14 protein-coding genes are annotated in these 15789 nt (G+C 45.5%); 2 read left to right on the plus strand and 12 right to left on the minus strand.

All coding sequences use genetic code 11. The features are described 5' to 3' along the window. Positions 1-254: 254 nt before the first annotated feature. Positions 255-1340 carry a 3-isopropylmalate dehydrogenase gene (leuB, locus tag QF049_RS14615; RefSeq protein ID WP_017689651.1) on the minus strand — a complete coding sequence of 362 codons (1086 nt, stop codon included), beginning with the start codon at positions 1338-1340 and terminating at the stop codon, positions 255-257. A 233-nt stretch (positions 1341-1573) separates the two neighbouring features. Here leuB and QF049_RS14620 point away from each other — a divergent pair, with 233 nt between their 5' ends. Beyond that, positions 1574-2554, plus strand: a complete 981-nt coding sequence (locus QF049_RS14620) for an aldo/keto reductase (RefSeq protein ID WP_307538311.1) — start codon at positions 1574-1576, stop codon at positions 2552-2554. 260 nt (positions 2555-2814) lie between these two features. On the opposite strand, the gene QF049_RS14625 is transcribed toward QF049_RS14620, so the two are convergent. The 4 genes from QF049_RS14625 to ilvB all read right to left on the minus strand — a co-directional run bounded on the left by QF049_RS14625 (position 2815) and on the right by ilvB (position 7980). Continuing rightward, complete coding sequence (locus QF049_RS14625) at positions 2815-4356, minus strand: 2-isopropylmalate synthase (RefSeq protein WP_036610154.1); 1542 nt, start codon at positions 4354-4356, stop codon at positions 2815-2817. A 139-nt stretch (positions 4357-4495) separates the two neighbouring features. After that, positions 4496-5488 carry a ketol-acid reductoisomerase gene (gene ilvC, locus QF049_RS14630; RefSeq protein ID WP_036669754.1) on the minus strand — a complete coding sequence of 331 codons (993 nt, stop codon included), beginning with the start codon at positions 5486-5488 and terminating at the stop codon, positions 4496-4498. A gap of 261 nt (positions 5489-5749) precedes the next feature. Beyond that, complete coding sequence (gene ilvN, locus QF049_RS14635; RefSeq protein WP_024628317.1) at positions 5750-6232, minus strand: acetolactate synthase small subunit; 483 nt, start codon at positions 6230-6232, stop codon at positions 5750-5752. After that, entirely contained in the window at positions 6229-7980 is a 1752-nt protein-coding gene (gene ilvB / locus QF049_RS14640) for a biosynthetic-type acetolactate synthase large subunit (protein WP_091032851.1), read from the minus strand. The genes ilvN and ilvB overlap by 4 nt, the downstream gene beginning before the upstream one ends. 603 nt (positions 7981-8583) lie before the next feature. Between ilvB and QF049_RS14645 the strand changes: the two genes are divergently transcribed. Continuing rightward, complete coding sequence (locus QF049_RS14645) at positions 8584-9027, plus strand: GNAT family N-acetyltransferase (protein WP_237176231.1); 444 nt, start codon at positions 8584-8586, stop codon at positions 9025-9027. Between the two features lie 6 nt (positions 9028-9033). On the opposite strand, the gene QF049_RS14650 is transcribed toward QF049_RS14645, so the two are convergent. The 7 genes from QF049_RS14650 to rpmI form a co-directional block, all read right to left on the minus strand. Continuing rightward, the gene (locus tag QF049_RS14650) at positions 9034-9423 is read right to left on the minus strand and encodes a hypothetical protein (RefSeq protein ID WP_047842246.1); all 390 of its coding nucleotides are present in this window, start codon (positions 9421-9423) and stop codon (positions 9034-9036) included. Between the two features lie 214 nt (positions 9424-9637). Then, positions 9638-10600 carry an ABC transporter permease gene (locus QF049_RS14655; RefSeq protein ID WP_091014847.1) on the minus strand — a complete coding sequence of 321 codons (963 nt, stop codon included), beginning with the start codon at positions 10598-10600 and terminating at the stop codon, positions 9638-9640. Continuing rightward, positions 10601-11680: an ABC transporter permease gene (locus QF049_RS14660; RefSeq protein ID WP_074094292.1), complete on the minus strand. Its 1080-nt coding sequence runs from the start codon at positions 11678-11680 to the stop codon at positions 10601-10603. It abuts the gene before it with no gap. After that, on the minus strand, positions 11673-13211 hold the full coding sequence (locus QF049_RS14665; protein ID WP_036610171.1) for an ABC transporter ATP-binding protein: 1539 nt from the start codon (positions 13209-13211) through the stop codon (positions 11673-11675). The genes QF049_RS14660 and QF049_RS14665 overlap by 8 nt, the downstream gene beginning before the upstream one ends. A gap of 298 nt (positions 13212-13509) precedes the next feature. Continuing rightward, a complete protein-coding gene (locus QF049_RS14670; protein ID WP_307538319.1) occupies positions 13510-14550 on the minus strand; it encodes a BMP family lipoprotein in 1041 nt (346 codons plus the stop codon). Positions 14551-15130: 580 nt separating this feature from the next. Next, positions 15131-15490, minus strand: a complete 360-nt coding sequence (rplT, locus tag QF049_RS14675; protein ID WP_017689664.1) for a 50S ribosomal protein L20 — start codon at positions 15488-15490, stop codon at positions 15131-15133. A gap of 88 nt (positions 15491-15578) precedes the next feature. Continuing rightward, positions 15579-15782, minus strand: a complete 204-nt coding sequence (rpmI, locus tag QF049_RS14680; RefSeq protein ID WP_017689665.1) for a 50S ribosomal protein L35 — start codon at positions 15780-15782, stop codon at positions 15579-15581. Between the last annotated feature and the right edge of the window lie 7 nt (positions 15783-15789).

Below are 15789 nucleotides of genomic sequence, written 5' to 3' on the forward strand. Positions count from 1 at the left end.
ATTATGTAAGCAACCTTGCGGATTGCTCATCATCAAGAAAAACGCGTACGCTTTTCCTGTAATTAAAATGATTTGATACTTGATAACAAGTACAAGTAAAATGTTATCATCCGGACTTCCCAAAGTCAAGATTATAAACATTATTTTTTTGTAATCATTATAAATAAGGATTTTTCGTGGCAAAAATGATAAAGGAACAGCCCTCTGTACTTCCATAACTGGAAACAAAGGGCTGCCTGTAGTTGGTAATATAATTACGCTTGTTTCTGAATAGCCGCCACGATCAAATCGCCCATTTCGGTCGTGCTGATCGCTGTGCTCTTGTCTACAGCAATATCACTCGTGCGGTGTCCTGCGTTCAATACATCCGACACAGCTGCTTCAATGGCATCCGCACCTTCTGCATAACCAAAGGTTGTGCGGAACATCAACGCCAAAGAGAGAATGGTTGCAATCGGATTAGCGAGGCCTTGACCTGCGATATCCGGTGCAGAACCGTGTACCGGCTCATAGAGTCCGAAGCTGCCCTCTCCCAGTGATGCAGATGCGAGCATACCGATGGAACCTGTCAACATCGCTGCTTCATCACTCAAGATATCTCCAAACATGTTTTCCGTTACGATGACATCGAAGCTGGACGGACGACGCAGCAATTGCATCGCGCAGTTGTCTACCAGTACATGCTCCAGTTCAACATCCGGATAATCTGGTGCTACCCGGTTCACAACTTCACGCCAGAGACGGGAAGTTTCCAATACGTTGGCTTTGTCTACAGAAGCCAGCTTTTTGCGACGACCTTGCGCAATTTCGAATGCCTGACGAACGATCCGCTCCACTTCTGTTACATTATATGCACAAGTATCTACTGCCTCTTCACCCTGTGCACTTTCACGTCTGAACTTCTCTCCAAAGTAGATACCGCCTGTCAACTCACGTACCACCATCAGATCTGTACCTTCAAGTACTTCCGGCTTCAGAGTTGAAGCATCCTTCAGGCAATCAAATACGACAGCCGGACGCAGGTTGGAGAATAATCCAAGGGCTTTGCGAATACCCAGCAAACCCGTTTCCGGACGAAGCTCCTTGCTGTTATTATCCCATTTTGGACCGCCAACCGCTCCAAGCAGGACTGCATCTGCACTTTTACATACGCTCAGTGTTTCTTCAGGAAGAGGTGTTCCCTTCTCATCAATTGCGATTCCGCCAAACAACGCATGCTCTGTCTCAAAACGATAACCGAATACTTCCTCCGTACGTTTAAGAACTTTCTCAGCCTCAGCTACGACTTCAGGGCCGATTCCGTCACCTGCAATAACTGCAATTTTTTTCACGTCTGCCATTGGGTTGTCCACTCCTTATATTTCATTCATTAATTATTCATAAAGTAACGTCTCATATTAACTCTCTCTTTTGTATCATATTCCAAGGTCATTTGACCAAGATATACAATCTATGACTTTAATAGATTTTACCTATAAGCCAATAGAGATTAGCCTTTCCAAGTTGTTCTGACCTCCCGGCTGGGTTAAAATATAGCTGAATTCAAATTAGGTACGCAGGAGGGATTAGCAACATGCAATATTCGTATTTGGGTAAATCAGGCCTCAAGGTCAGCCGAATCTGTCTCGGTACCATGAATTTCGGGCCTGCTACAGATGAAAAAGAAGCTTTTCGCATTATGGACGCAGCACTCGATGCAGGAGTGAACTTTTTTGATACCGCTAACATCTACGGTTGGGGTGAGAATTCCGGTCTTACCGAAGAAATTATCGGGCGCTGGTTCAACCAGGGTGGGGGCAGACGTGAAAAAGTAGTTCTGGCCACCAAAGTCTATGGCTCCATGCATGATGATACAGATGGCCCCAACAACGAAGCTGGCCTCTCCGCCTACAAAATCAGACGGCATCTCGAGGGTTCCCTCCGCCGCTTACAGACCGATCATATCGAGCTATACCAGATGCATCATGTAGACCCTGCCATATCGTGGGACGAGCTGTGGGGTTCGTTCGAGAATGCCGTTCATCAGGGTAAAATCGGTTATGTAGGATCAAGTAACTTTGCTGCATGGCAGATTGCAATCGCTCAAAGCGAAGCCAAGAATCGTCATTTCCTCGGCTTGGTTTCCGAACAACATAAATATAGTCTCAACTGTCGTTTGCCAGAGTTGGAAGTACTGCCCGCTGCCAAAGAGCTGGGCCTCGGCGTCATTCCATGGAGTCCACTGGATGGTGGTTTATTGGGACGTAACGCTCTGCAGAAGCTGGAAGGAACACGCAGCGGGGGCATCGCTGGACGGATCGAGCAGCAGCAAACTCAGCTTGAAGACTTTGCCGCACTGTGTCGTGATCTCGGTGAACCACAGGATACGGTGGCTTTGGCATGGGTTGCAGCCAATCCGGCAGTGACCGCCCCGATTATCGGACCGCGTACGCTGGAGCAGTTTGAGACCGCACTCAAATGTCTGGACTTGACTTTGGATGAAGCCGTGCTCAAACGTCTGGATGAGATTTTCCCGGGTCCAGGTGGACATGCCCCTAATGCATACGCGTGGTAATAGCTTGATAGCGTAAGCCGATACAATAGGTAAGCGTAGAAAATGTGATATGTTTTACTGCCATAATTATATAAATACAAGCAAAAGAGTCTGGCCCTCCACAGGAGAGTCAGACTCTTTACGTACCTCACTAAACGTAACAAAGCAAGCCTAACGATCTACGATATCAATTCAAATCAAGATAGATCTTCCTGGCAGCGTACATGTGTTCCAGCTTATAGTTCAGTTGAATGAAGGGTTCGTGCTTGCTGCACCGGAGCCTACAGGTTAACGTTTACACGGTTCGTATATGTTTTACGCTTCTCAATCAATTGATTCAGGCCGTCTACATAGGCACGTGCACTTGCACCCAATATATCTGTGCTTACGCCACGTCCTTGTACCGAAACCTGATTTTGAGTCAGCACAACATGTACTTCACCCAATGCATCCTTACCATGTGTTACCGATTTGATGGAATAGTCAGACAACGTTACGTCTTCCCCACTCACTTGGTCAATCGCATTGTAGATTGCATCTACCGATCCGTTACCCTCTGCTTGCTTCTCAATCGTATCCCCGTCAAGCGTTGCAATGCGGACTTTGGCCGTTGGTACCGATTCATCTCCGTACGTTACGAAGATGGATTCCAGTTTATACACCTCAGGTGCATCCTGCAATTTCTCTTCAATTACGGCAAGCAGATCTTCGTCAGTAACTTCTTTTTTCTTATCAGCCAGATCTTTGAACTGGGCGAAAGCCCGATTCAATGCTTCTTCTTCCAGCTCATATCCCAGATCAATCAACCGCTCACGGAAGGCATGACGACCAGAATGTTTACCCAGTACAAGTTTGCTTTCCTTCAGACCGATGGACTCTGGAGTCATAATTTCATATGTTGTTTTTTCCTTCAACATGCCATCCTGGTGAATGCCGGATTCATGTGCGAAGGCATTCGCCCCAACAATGGCTTTGTTTCCAGGCACAACCATACCTGTCAAACGGCTAACCAAACGACTGGTCCGTGCAATCTCAGACAACTGCAGCGATGTTTTCGCCTGGAAAAATTCCTGACGTGTCTCCAGTGCCATAGCAATTTCCTCGATCGCCGTGTTCCCCGCACGTTCACCGATGCCATTAATCGTACCTTCGATCTGATCGGCTCCGTTGAGAATGGCAGCAAGTGTATTGGCCGTCGCCATACCCAAGTCATTATGACAGTGGGCACTCAGCTGTACCTTTTCAATGCCGTGCACATTCTCCTTGAGGTGTTTGAAAATGTTTCCGTATTCATATGGGCTCAGGTAACCAACCGTATCCGGGATATTCACGACCGCTGCACCTTCTTCAACAGCCATATTTACCATTTCCACGAGGAAATCATACTCGGTACGACCTGCATCCTCAAGTGAGAATTCAATCTTCGAGAATGTTTTCTTGGCATAACGAATCGCGGAACGAGCTGTATCCAGTACCTGCGCTTTGTCCATGCGCAATTTATGTTGGCGGTGAATAGGCGAAGTTGCCAGGAAAACGTGAATACACGGGTCCTGTGCACCTTTAAGTGCTTCTTTTACCGCATCAATGTCTTGCTCTCTGGAACGGGACAAGCCAATTACAGTCACATTTTTGACCGCATTTGCTACTGCATTGACAGCTGCCAGATCACCTGGAGATGCCGCCGGGAAACCCGCTTCCATCCGGTCAATGCCAAGCCGCTCGAGCTGATGGGCAATTTCCACCTTTTCACGAGTGTTCAGATTGACTCCCGGGGATTGCTCTCCATCACGCAGCGTTGTGTCAAATACATAGATTTTACGCACGCTTCGCACCTCCTGTACTTGTTATTATATGTTTCTCTGAACCAGCAATAGCGGCTCACGCATAAGCACGGCCGCTATTCCCAGTTAAAGCTCTAAGTTTACTTGAATACCTTAAAGTGCATGTTCTAGAAGTTAATGCTTACTTCTTGATCCAGTGCATCATCTCACGCAATTGTCCGCCAACCACTTCGATTGGGTGTTCAGCTTCGTTACGACGAGTTGCTGTCAAGAATGCACGTCCGGATTGGTTTTCCAGAATGAAGTCGCGTGCGAATTTACCTTGTTGGATATCTGTCAGGACTTCTTTCATTGCTTTCTTCGTATCTTCAGTTACAACGCGAGGTCCAGTTACATAGTCACCGTACTCAGCTGTGTTACTGATGGAATCACGCATGCTTGAAAGTCCGCCTTCATACATCATGTCAACGATCAGCTTCAGTTCGTGCAGACATTCGAAGTATGCCATTTCAGGAGCGTAACCCGCTTCTGTCAATGTTTCGAATCCAGCTTTTACCAATGCACTCACGCCACCACACAGAACAGCTTGCTCACCGAACAGATCTGTTTCTGTTTCTTCACGGAAGGAAGTTTCGATAACCCCTGCGCGTGTACAACCGATACCTTTAGCATAAGCCAAACCGATTTCTTTAGCTTTACCCGTTGCATCTTGCTCAATCGCGATCAGACCCGGTACACCAAAACCTTCCACATAAGTACGACGTACCATGTGACCAGGGGACTTAGGAGCTACCAGCAATACATCGCTGTTTTTTGGAGCAACGATTTGACCGAAATGAACGTTGAAACCGTGTGAGAAGAGCAATGCAGCGCCTTCTTTCAGGTTTGGTTCGATTTCATTTTTGTATACAGAAGCTTGAGTTTCGTCTGGCAGCAAGATTTGAACTACATCTGCGCGGCTTGTTGCTTCAGCCGGGGACAGAACTTCAAATCCGTCATTTTTTGCAGTGTCGAAGGATTTACCTTCACGAAGTCCGATGACTACGTTCAATCCGCTATCACGAAGGTTTTGAGCTTGGGCGTGACCCTGGCTACCATAACCGATTACCGCGATCGTTTTTCCTTTCAATACGTTAAGCTCTGCATCTTGTTCATAATAAGTAGTTACTGGCATGTTTATAAGTCCTCCTTTGTATTGTAAAGAACCCTTCATTAATGAGCGGGTGTCTCAAGGGACCGACTCGCTTGGAGTGTCAAAAGCCTCTCTGGTCTGATCCGATCCGTTCAGACACCCGCCCATTAATGCGGGAATGTAGCTATATTTTCAAGCGTTACATCACTAAAATGTTAAATTACAACTGTTAAGGGACTGACACTCACATAAGATCAACTGTATATGTTAGCTAACCGTCGTCCCTCTTCATTCATTATAGCTTTATACGTTGCCTCGTACCAATGCAGTTATGCCTGTACGGGACAATTCGCGAATGCCATATGGCTTGAGCAATTCAATCATAGCATCAATTTTGTCCGTATCTCCGACTACCTGCACAATCAGGCTGCCTGGACCAACATCTACAACGGATGCGCGGAATGTTTCTACCACACCCAGAATTTCAGGACGCTCGGAAGGCTCTGCTTTCACTTTGATCAGGGCGAGTTCACGGGCTACCATCGGTTTCAGGCTGAAATCAACCACTTTAATGACATCGATGATTTTGTATAATTGTTTCTCAATCTGCTCCAGCGTTTTATCGTCGCCAATGGTGACAATAACCATCCGGGAGAGTCCAGGTTCTTCCGATTGACCTACTGTAATACTCTCAATGTTAAATCCGCGTCGACCGAACAACCCTGATACCCGCTGAAGGACGCCAGGCTGATCGTTTACCAGTATCGAGATCGTATGTCTTATCATTCGTCAGCATCCCCCATCAGCATTTGATCAATTGTCGCTCCTTGCGGAACCATTGGATATACATTTTCTTCCTTGCGTACTACGAATTCAACAACGACCGGTCCTGGTGTATCCAAGGCTTCCTGCCAAGCACGCTGGGCTTCTTCCTTGTTGGTTGCACGCAAACCTTTTACGCCATAAGCTTCAGCCAGTTTTACAAAATCCGGACTTCCTGCCAGATCAATATGGCTGTAACGGTTCTCATAGATGATCTCTTGCCATTGGCGAACCATTCCGAGTACCTGATTGTTAATGATCACAATTTTTACCGGTATATTGTTAATGGCACAGATCGCGAGTTCTTGGGAACACATCTGCATTCCGCCGTCACCGTTAATGGAGATAACGAGTCTGTCCGGATTGGCCATCTGAGCACCTATGGCAGAAGGGAATCCAAAGCCCATCGTTCCAAGACCACCCGAAGTTACCCATGAACGCGGTTGATTAAATTTATAATATTGTGCTGCCCACATCTGATGTTGTCCCACATCCGTAGTTACAATTGCTTCACCTTTGGTTGTATCATTCAGCATTTCAACAACCCACTGGGGTTTCAGCACTTCGTCTGAATCCGTATAGCTGTAAGGTTTCTCTTGTTTCCACTGTTTGATCTGGTCTCTCCATGCATCTGCACGCTCTGCACGTCCAACTTCTTTGTTGGCTATTTCCAGTACGGTCTTCACATCACCAACGATTGGAATATCGGTTGCAATGTTTTTACCAATCTCAGCCGGATCAATATCGATATGAACGATCTTGGCATGTGGAGCGAATCCATCCAGCTTGCCTGTTACCCGATCATCGAATCGAGCGCCGATATTAATCAGCAGGTCCGCTTTTTGAATAGCCTGATTGGAAGTGTACGTTCCGTGCATACCTGGCATACCCGTCCATAATTCATGACCGCTTGGGAAAGCGCCTAGACCAAGGAGAGTAGTCGTAATTGGAATGCCTGTCTTCTCAACAAACTCGAACAGTTCTTCATGTCCTCCCGAGTATACCACACCGCCACCAGCGAGAATCATTGGACGCTCTGCTTCCTGAATGGCTTGGGCTAAACGGTCAACCTGCAGTTTGTTTGGTACTGTCCGTGGATTGTACCCTCTCAATATAACAGGTTCAGTTGTTGGTTCAAACAATGTTTTGTTCGCTGATACATCTTTCGGGATGTCGATCAGTACAGGACCTTTACGACCAGTATTGGCAATATGGAATGCCTCATGAATTACGCTGGACAGATCTTTTACATCTTTCACCAGGTAACTGTGTTTAGTGATTGGCATTGTAATCCCGGTAATATCCGCTTCCTGGAAAGCATCTGAACCGATCAGGCTCGAAATAACGTTCCCCGTAATGACTACGAGTGGTACTGAATCCATATACGCTGTTGCAATACCCGTAACCAGATTCGTTGCTCCTGGTCCGGAAGTAGCGATGCAGACACCAACTTTGCCGCTGGCACGTGCATATCCGTCAGCTGCATGTATTGCACCTTGTTCGTGACGAGTGAGAACGTGTTTGAAATCCTCGAAACCATACATCGCATCGTAAATGTACAACACTGCGCCGCCCGGGTAACCAAATACGCACTCGACACCTTCAAGTAACAAACTTCTCAGCAGAATTTCGGATCCGCTAATGACCTCCGGCTTCATCCATTTTTCACGTAATTCATCTGTTGACCGTACTTCTGGAATTTGAGCTCCCATCAGTCATCCTCCTCTCGAAATTTACACCATTCTGACATTTAAAGTTACAAAAAAAACCTTCCATCCCTGCAAACAAGTTCATGCTTGCGAGGGACGAAAGGTTATCGCTTCCGTGGTACCACCCAACTTTGCCCGAAATTTCGCAATAACGGACCTTACCAGGTACAACAAAACGAATAGCTCAAACGAACATAGTCGTTTCCCATACCTGTTGTCTGTAACGCAGACATACGATTTTCCCTAATACGCGAAAGGAGTGACATCCAGTGCTTTTCAGGAAAACAGCTCCGAGGTGAGCTCGTATATAAGGGATAATGGTGGTGGTTTCAGCAATTCCAGCCACTCTCTGAGCAAAAGAGCCCTTAAAACTTCGTCCTCTTCATAGCCGATGAAATATTCTCGTTAAATGTTAGGAACATTATATGATTCCTCCAACCGATAAGTCAATACCTGTTTTGCATAAAAATTCAGAGAACCTTCCTCCCTCTCTCTTCAGCCTATAAGGTTGCCCTAATCCCAGCGCTTCATTCAGTCACCTTTTATCTTGCTTCGGGCATAGGATATACGAGCAGCACGACTGGTCCTGAAAGGAGGCTCCGCATGGTGATTCGGCAACGCACATCCAAGCTGGATGATGGCGCCATCATGAAGCTGATTGACACTCAACTTGTTCCTTTATCCCATATGAGCGAAAAGGAAATTAATAAAATCCGCAAAGAAATACCCCTGCGAATGAACAGGGGCATGACCTTTGTTGTCTCGCCGGAGCCAGACAAAGCTGCTGTGGCATTCATCCATTTTCTCATGCATGGGGAATTGCTCTATGTCGATATGATGGCCGTTAGTCCGAAAGAACAACGCAAACGTTACGGGCAAACTTTGTTGCTCAAAGCAGAGAGCTTTGCGGCATCCCGGGGTTGTCGAAGATCTAAAGTGATGGTGGATGAGGGCAATACCAAAGGGCTTCAGTTTTATCAAAAAAATGGATACAGCGCGATTCGATACATCATGATAAGCCGCTGCTACGAATTGGAAAAGACATTATAGAATGTCCTAGAAAAATCCTGGTGGACGTGGACCTGGACCATAAGGGCCGAATCCAGGACCAGGTCCATATCCGCCACCAGGTCCTCCAGGTCCATATCCCGGTCCGTAGCCTGGACCATATCCGGGGCCGGGTTTTGGTCCAGGTCCATATCCGGGACCGAAGCCGGGACCACCTCCATAAGCATAAGGCAGTGTGGCAATAGCGAGCAGATCAAACAATACCAGTGGCAGAATCGCTTTTGTACGTACTTTTTTGCCATTCAAACGCTTGAGTACCAGTTTGTTGCCCGATACTTTCAACAGCTTTCCCGTAACCCGAGTGCCGTCTTTTTTGATTGCAACAATATTTTTGCCTATTAATTTCATCGCTTCATCACGCGTAACTTGTTGTTTCATACTTTCCCCTCCTCCTCGGATCGTTCAAAACAGTGTATTCGTCCATCACTGAATTCGCCTGTTTCTTTGTCCCTACCTGAAAATATGGGTATCTGCACGAGAACTAAAGTAAACGTCAAAAAGTAGCTTGGCAACACTCAAGAAAACAAAAAAGGCCCGCACAAGGCGGACCCTTTTATCAAGCTTTTGGATAGTAAATTGACATATTGCAAGTTTACCTTTTACCCGGATCATACGCTTCACCGAGTGCAGACGGAGCCGAAGAACGTCCAACCGCTGCAACGAGAACGATGATGGTAAGCAGGTAAGGCAACATAAAAATAATTTCCTGGGGAATACTTTGAGACCATTCAAACAACTGTACATAGTTTCGGATCGCTTGTGAGAATCCAAAGAAGACAGCCGCACCAAAGGCACCAATCGGATTCCACTTACCAAAGATCATAGCTGCAATGGCAATATAACCTTGGCCGGAAACCGTATTGTGTGAGAATGTACCCGTAGTCGTCAACGTAATCGCAGCTCCACCAATGGCCGCAAGCGCACCACTGATCATAACACCAATATAGCGATAACGAAGCACTTTAACACCAACCGTATCTGCCGCACTTGGATGTTCACCTACAGAACGAAGGCGCAGACCAAATGGCGTTTTGAACATGATGTAATACGTCAGGAATACGAACAGAATGGCCAGATATGTCGTTGGATATACGTTCTTGAAGAAGGCTTCTCCAAGCAAAGGAATGTCTTTCAACAATGGCACATCAAACTTGCTGAAGCCTTGAACCAACGGTGAATCACCAGAACCTTCAAACAACAGTTTAACCAAGTACAACGTACTTCCTGCTGCCAAAAAGTTAATGACGATACCACTGATAATCTGGTCTGCCTTAAATGTGATAGACGCAACGGCATGAATCAGCGATACCAGTACGCCCAATACAATCGCAAGCAAAACCCCCATCCAGGCCGATGTCGTTCCACCCATGCCCGCTTCTTGAGCATAATGCGCCCCGATTCCAGCTGCAAAGGCACCAAAAACCATAAAGCCTTCAAGCCCAAGGTTGGTTACACCTGATTTCTCCGAAAAAATTCCGCCGAGTGATGCAAAAATCAATGCCGTAGCAAAGACAAGCGTCGTATTGATAATTTGCCCAATTGTCAACAAGTCCATCTACAACACCTTCTCTTTCTTACGCTTCGAATAGAACGGTTTAAGTATCCAGCGCACGATGCCTTGTGCCGCAATGAAGAAGATAATCGAACCGATCACAATCCGAATAATCTCAGGCGGAACATCTGCAGCAAAACTCATACCTGCAGATCCATACGTGAGGGTACCGAATAACACTGCACCCAATAACACCCCAAACGGATGATTCAAACCAATCAGGGCAACCGCTATTCCGTCAAAGCCTGTACCGGGTGAACCCGACATTACGGTCTGGTAATGGAACACACCAAGAACCTGGAAGGCACCACCAAGACCGGCAAGCATACCACTGATAAACATCGCTTTTACGATATTCCGGTTAACATGCATACCTGCATATTCAGCCGCATTAGGGTTGTAACCTACCGCGCGGATTTCATAACCTTGTTTTGTTTTCCACATATAGATATAAAATAGCACAGCCATCACAAGGGCAATCAACGTCCCCATGTGTACACGGGAGTTACCCATCAGTTCAGAGAGCCATGTCAAACTAATCGAGGCCGATTCGCTGATATCCACGGAACGATTCTCGCCCTTCAACAGCAAGAATTGGCGAACGATAAGGTTGGCCAGATACAGACCAATCCAGTTCAACATAATACTACTGATAACTTCATTGACCCCACGTGCCGCTTTCAGATAACCAGCAATAGCAGCCCACAGACCACCAAACAATGCACCTGCAATCAATGCCAGTGGCGCATGAAGATAGATCGGCAAACCTGCAAATTTAACACCAACAAATGTTGCAGCGGTCATACCGACGAGAAATTGACCTTCTCCCCCGATATTAAACAACCCTGCACGTGATGCAAATGCAAATGCAAGTCCAGTCATAATTAATGGTGTCATTTCCCGTACTGCTTCACCAAAGTTGTACATGTCACCAAATACCTTGGTGAACAATGCACCATAGGCTTCGATTGGATTGTAGCCACCAATCAGCATGACAACTCCACCGAGAATAAGACCCATAATAATAGCTACTACAGGCAAAATAAATGAATCTCGCGTAAACCATTTCAATACGTTATTCATGCGCAGTACCTCTCTTTTGGGTGCTGCCCGCCATCATCAAGCCGAGCTCCCTGTCATTGGTTTCTTCCGGCAGCACCTCGCCAACGATCTGGCCTTCATAAATAACAGCAATTCGGTCAGATACATTGATAATCTCATCAAGCTCAAATGAAATCAGCAGAACAGCCTTCCCTTGATCGCGCTGTGCAATCAGTTGCTTTTGCACGAACTCAATAGCCCCTACATCCAAACCACGCGTTGGTTGCGCAGCAATAAGCAGTTCAGGGTTTTTATCTACCTCACGGGCGATAATGGCCTTTTGCTGGTTTCCTCCGGACAAGGACCGAGCTTTGGTCTCAATACTTGGTGTACGCACGTCAAATGCCTCAACAAGCCGCTTCGCCTGCTGTTTGATGGCATCGAAGTTAAGGAACCCTTTACGGGTGTATGGTGCTTTATAATACGATTCCAGAACGATATTTTCACTCACTGAAAAATCAAGTACAAGTCCGTGTTTATGTCGATCTTCCGGAATGTGGGCTACACCCGACTCCGAGATATGGCGCGGAGAATGATTGGACAGCTCCTTGCCCTCCAAAAGAATCGAACCGCTCTCTACTTTACGAAGTCCGGTAAGGGCTTCAATCAGTTCACTTTGGCCGTTACCATCCACGCCTGCGATTCCGACAATCTCTCCTGCACGTACGTTCAGGTTAAGTTGGTTCAGAACCGAAATACCTTCTTTATTCTTAGCCGTTAATTTACTGACTTCGAGCACATTGGCTCCAGGTGTAGCAGGTTTTTTGTCCACTTTAAATGTGACATTCCGCCCCACCATTTTCTCTGCCAGCTCATTCGGATTTGTTTCCGAAGTTTTGACCGAATCAATCACTTTACCCCGACGGATAATCGTTACCGTATCGGAGATTTCCATGATTTCTTTCAGTTTGTGCGTGATCAAAATAATGGACTTTCCTTCAGCTACAAGTTTCTTCATGATGATCATCAGCTCTTTGATCTCTTGAGGAGTCAATACGGCTGTAGGCTCGTCAAATATCAGAATGTCTGCACCGCGATACAACGTCTTAACAATCTCTACACGTTGCTGCATTCCGACAGAAATATCATGAATTTTGGCATGAGGATTTACTTTAAGTCCATACTGTTCGGAAAGACGCTGAACTTCAGCGGCTGCTTTTTTATAGTTAATATTGAGACCCTTCGTTGGTTCAGATCCCAAAATAATGTTCTCTGTTACCGTGAACGGCTGTACAAGTTTAAAATGCTGATGCACCATGCCTATGCCAAGATCGATCGCTCGGTTAGGGCTGTCGATGATGACAGGCTTGCCATTCACTTCAATGGAACCTTCATCTGGCTGATAGAGACCAAATACAATATTCATCAACGTTGACTTACCAGCGCCGTTTTCGCCCAGTAGCGCATGGATCTCGCCTTTACGAAGCTGAAGGCTGATGGCGTCGTTGGCAACAATGCCTGGGAAACGCTTCGTAATTTGTTTTAACTCAACGACGGGGGTTGCTGCACCCATGTAATCACCCTTATAACTGATATAGTGTGGTTCCGCAAACGTAAAAAAAACGTCTATCGACGTACTTTCAAAGAAGACAGACCGCGCTTAGCTGAAGTTTTTCTTGCGATAATCGAATGGTTCAGCTCATTAAGAACATATCAATTCCATTATCTTAAGAAAAGCTCCTACCGGAGCGTTGGTGCACAGTGACCTTGTACAATTGTTATGATGACTTGATCAAATGTTCCTGTTCTTGCAATCATAAGGCCGGTCAAGACCGGCCCCAATGATTATTCATTTGCGACTAAGATCAAAATTACTCTGTAGGAACTTTGATTTCGCCGCTGATGATTTTTTCTTTGTACTCTTCCACTTTTGCAAGTGTATCAGCAGATACATTGGCAGTAGAGGTATCAGCAATACCTACGCCGTTTTCTTTCAAAGTCAGGTTCTCGGAACCGCCAGCGAATGTACCATCAACTACTTCTTTGTTAACGCGCTTAACTGCTTCGTCAACTTTTTTGATCATGGAAGTCAATGTGATCTCATCACCAAACTCAAGAGATTGGTCTTTGTCAACACCGATAACCCATACATCTTGACCTTGCTTCTTACGAGCACTTGCTTCGTTAAACACACCGTTACCTGTTGCGCCAGAAGCGTGGAAGATAATATCTACGCCTTCATTGTAAAGTGTTGCTGCTGCTGCTTTACCCAAGTCAGGTTTATCAAATGCACCTGTGTAGTTAGAAATGAATTGAGCATCAGGGTTAACTGCTTTAACGCCTTCTCTGAATCCTACTTCAAACTTTTTGATCAGTGGGCTTTCCATACCGCCTACAAAACCAATTTTGTTGGATTTTGTTGTCAGACCAGCCACAACACCAACCAGGTAAGATCCTTCTTCTTCAGCAAATGTTACGGATTTAACGTTAGGAGCATCAACAACACTGTCGATGATCGCGAGTTTGGAATCAGGGTTTTGCTCAGCTACAGTCTTGATTGCATCAGCCAATTGGAAACCGATACCCCAAGTCAGATCAAATCCACCTTTGACGAATTCATTCAAGTTAGGAATGTACTCTTCATCGGATTTACTTTGCAGGTATTTAACTGCTACACCTGTTTCTGTTTCAGTCGCTTGCAGAGCTTCCCAAGCGGATTGGTTAAAGGATTTGTCATTAACTCCACCTACGTCAGTAACCATACCGATTTTGAGATCGGATTTCGCTTCAGTGGGAGTTCCACCTGTATCTCCTCCGGCATTTGTTTCTTCTTTCGGTTTGCTACCGCAACCTGCGAGCATAACCGATACCGCCAGCAACATTACCAAAGACAAGCTGAGCATCTTTTTCATTTCTCTTTTTCCCCCTTAATGATATATCCCTCATTCCAATCCAGCCTACAATTGAACGGTTAACAGATAGCAGAAATGACTTTTATGCAGAATGTATGGTTTCTTCGACATTAAAAGCGCATTTTCACCCTTGTGGCATCCTATCATCTGTCGAAAAACCGAACATTATGACATGGAGAGAAAAATCTAGGACTAGCCTACTAGAGGTGATTATACAATCAACCAGTGTTAAAATCCAGATGTTTCATCACCAAATATCACATATTTTTGTTCTTTTTTTATTGAAAACGCTTAATAATTTAGCGTTTTAACACACTAACGTTACAACGATGTGATGTTATATAACAAAAACATATCGCGAACTTTAGTGATGAGTGGGATTTACCTGTTTTTATTTGTATTATTTCACCGTTCGTATTTTATGTATTCTCATGGACGGTTATTCAACCAGTTATCTGGTTTCATTGTTCCCCTCCAGACTACAGCCTATTCGCTCTACTCATTCAGAGATTCATCTTCGAATTTCTCCCAAGCCGTAAAAAAAGCCGCCATATAGGTACGGCGGCTTGTATCATACAATTTAAGCGTTGATTTTGCCTTTAGCTACAGTAGCCAAAGAGTTGAACGCATTGATGTCGTTAACGGCCAGATCAGCCAACATTTTGCGGTTCATGTCTACTCCAGCAAGTTTCAAACCATGGATCAGTTTGTTGTAAGACAAACCATTCATACGTGCTGCAGCATTGATACGAACGATCCACAGTCTGCGGAAGTTACGTTTCGTGTTGCGACGGTCACGGTATGCGTATACCAGGGATTTCATTACTTGCTCGTTAGCTGTTTTAAAAATACGGTGTTTGGAACCGAAATAACCTCTTGCCAGTTTCAAAACCTTTTTATGACGACGACGTACTACAAAACCGCCTTTTACTCTTGCCATATTAAAGAACCTCCCAAATAAATATAAATGTATCCGTGGTATGTGTACGGCCGTAGCCGATCCCCCATACGGAATGTACTAATTAGAATTAGCCTTTCAAGTTAGCCAAGCCTTGTTTCAAACGTCTAACATCCCCGGCAGCCATAACTGGGTTACCGTTCAGAACGCGCTTAGCACGTTTGGATTTGTGGGAAAGCAAGTGGTTTTTGTGAGCTTTGTAACGAAGGACCTTACCGGAACCGGTAATTTTGAAGCGTCCTTTCAAACTGCTGTGTGTTTTCATTTTAGGCATTTTGTGT

Source organism: Paenibacillus sp. W4I10 (assembly GCF_030816325.1).
In the GTDB taxonomy this organism is placed as follows: domain Bacteria; phylum Bacillota; class Bacilli; order Paenibacillales; family Paenibacillaceae; genus Paenibacillus; species Paenibacillus amylolyticus_B.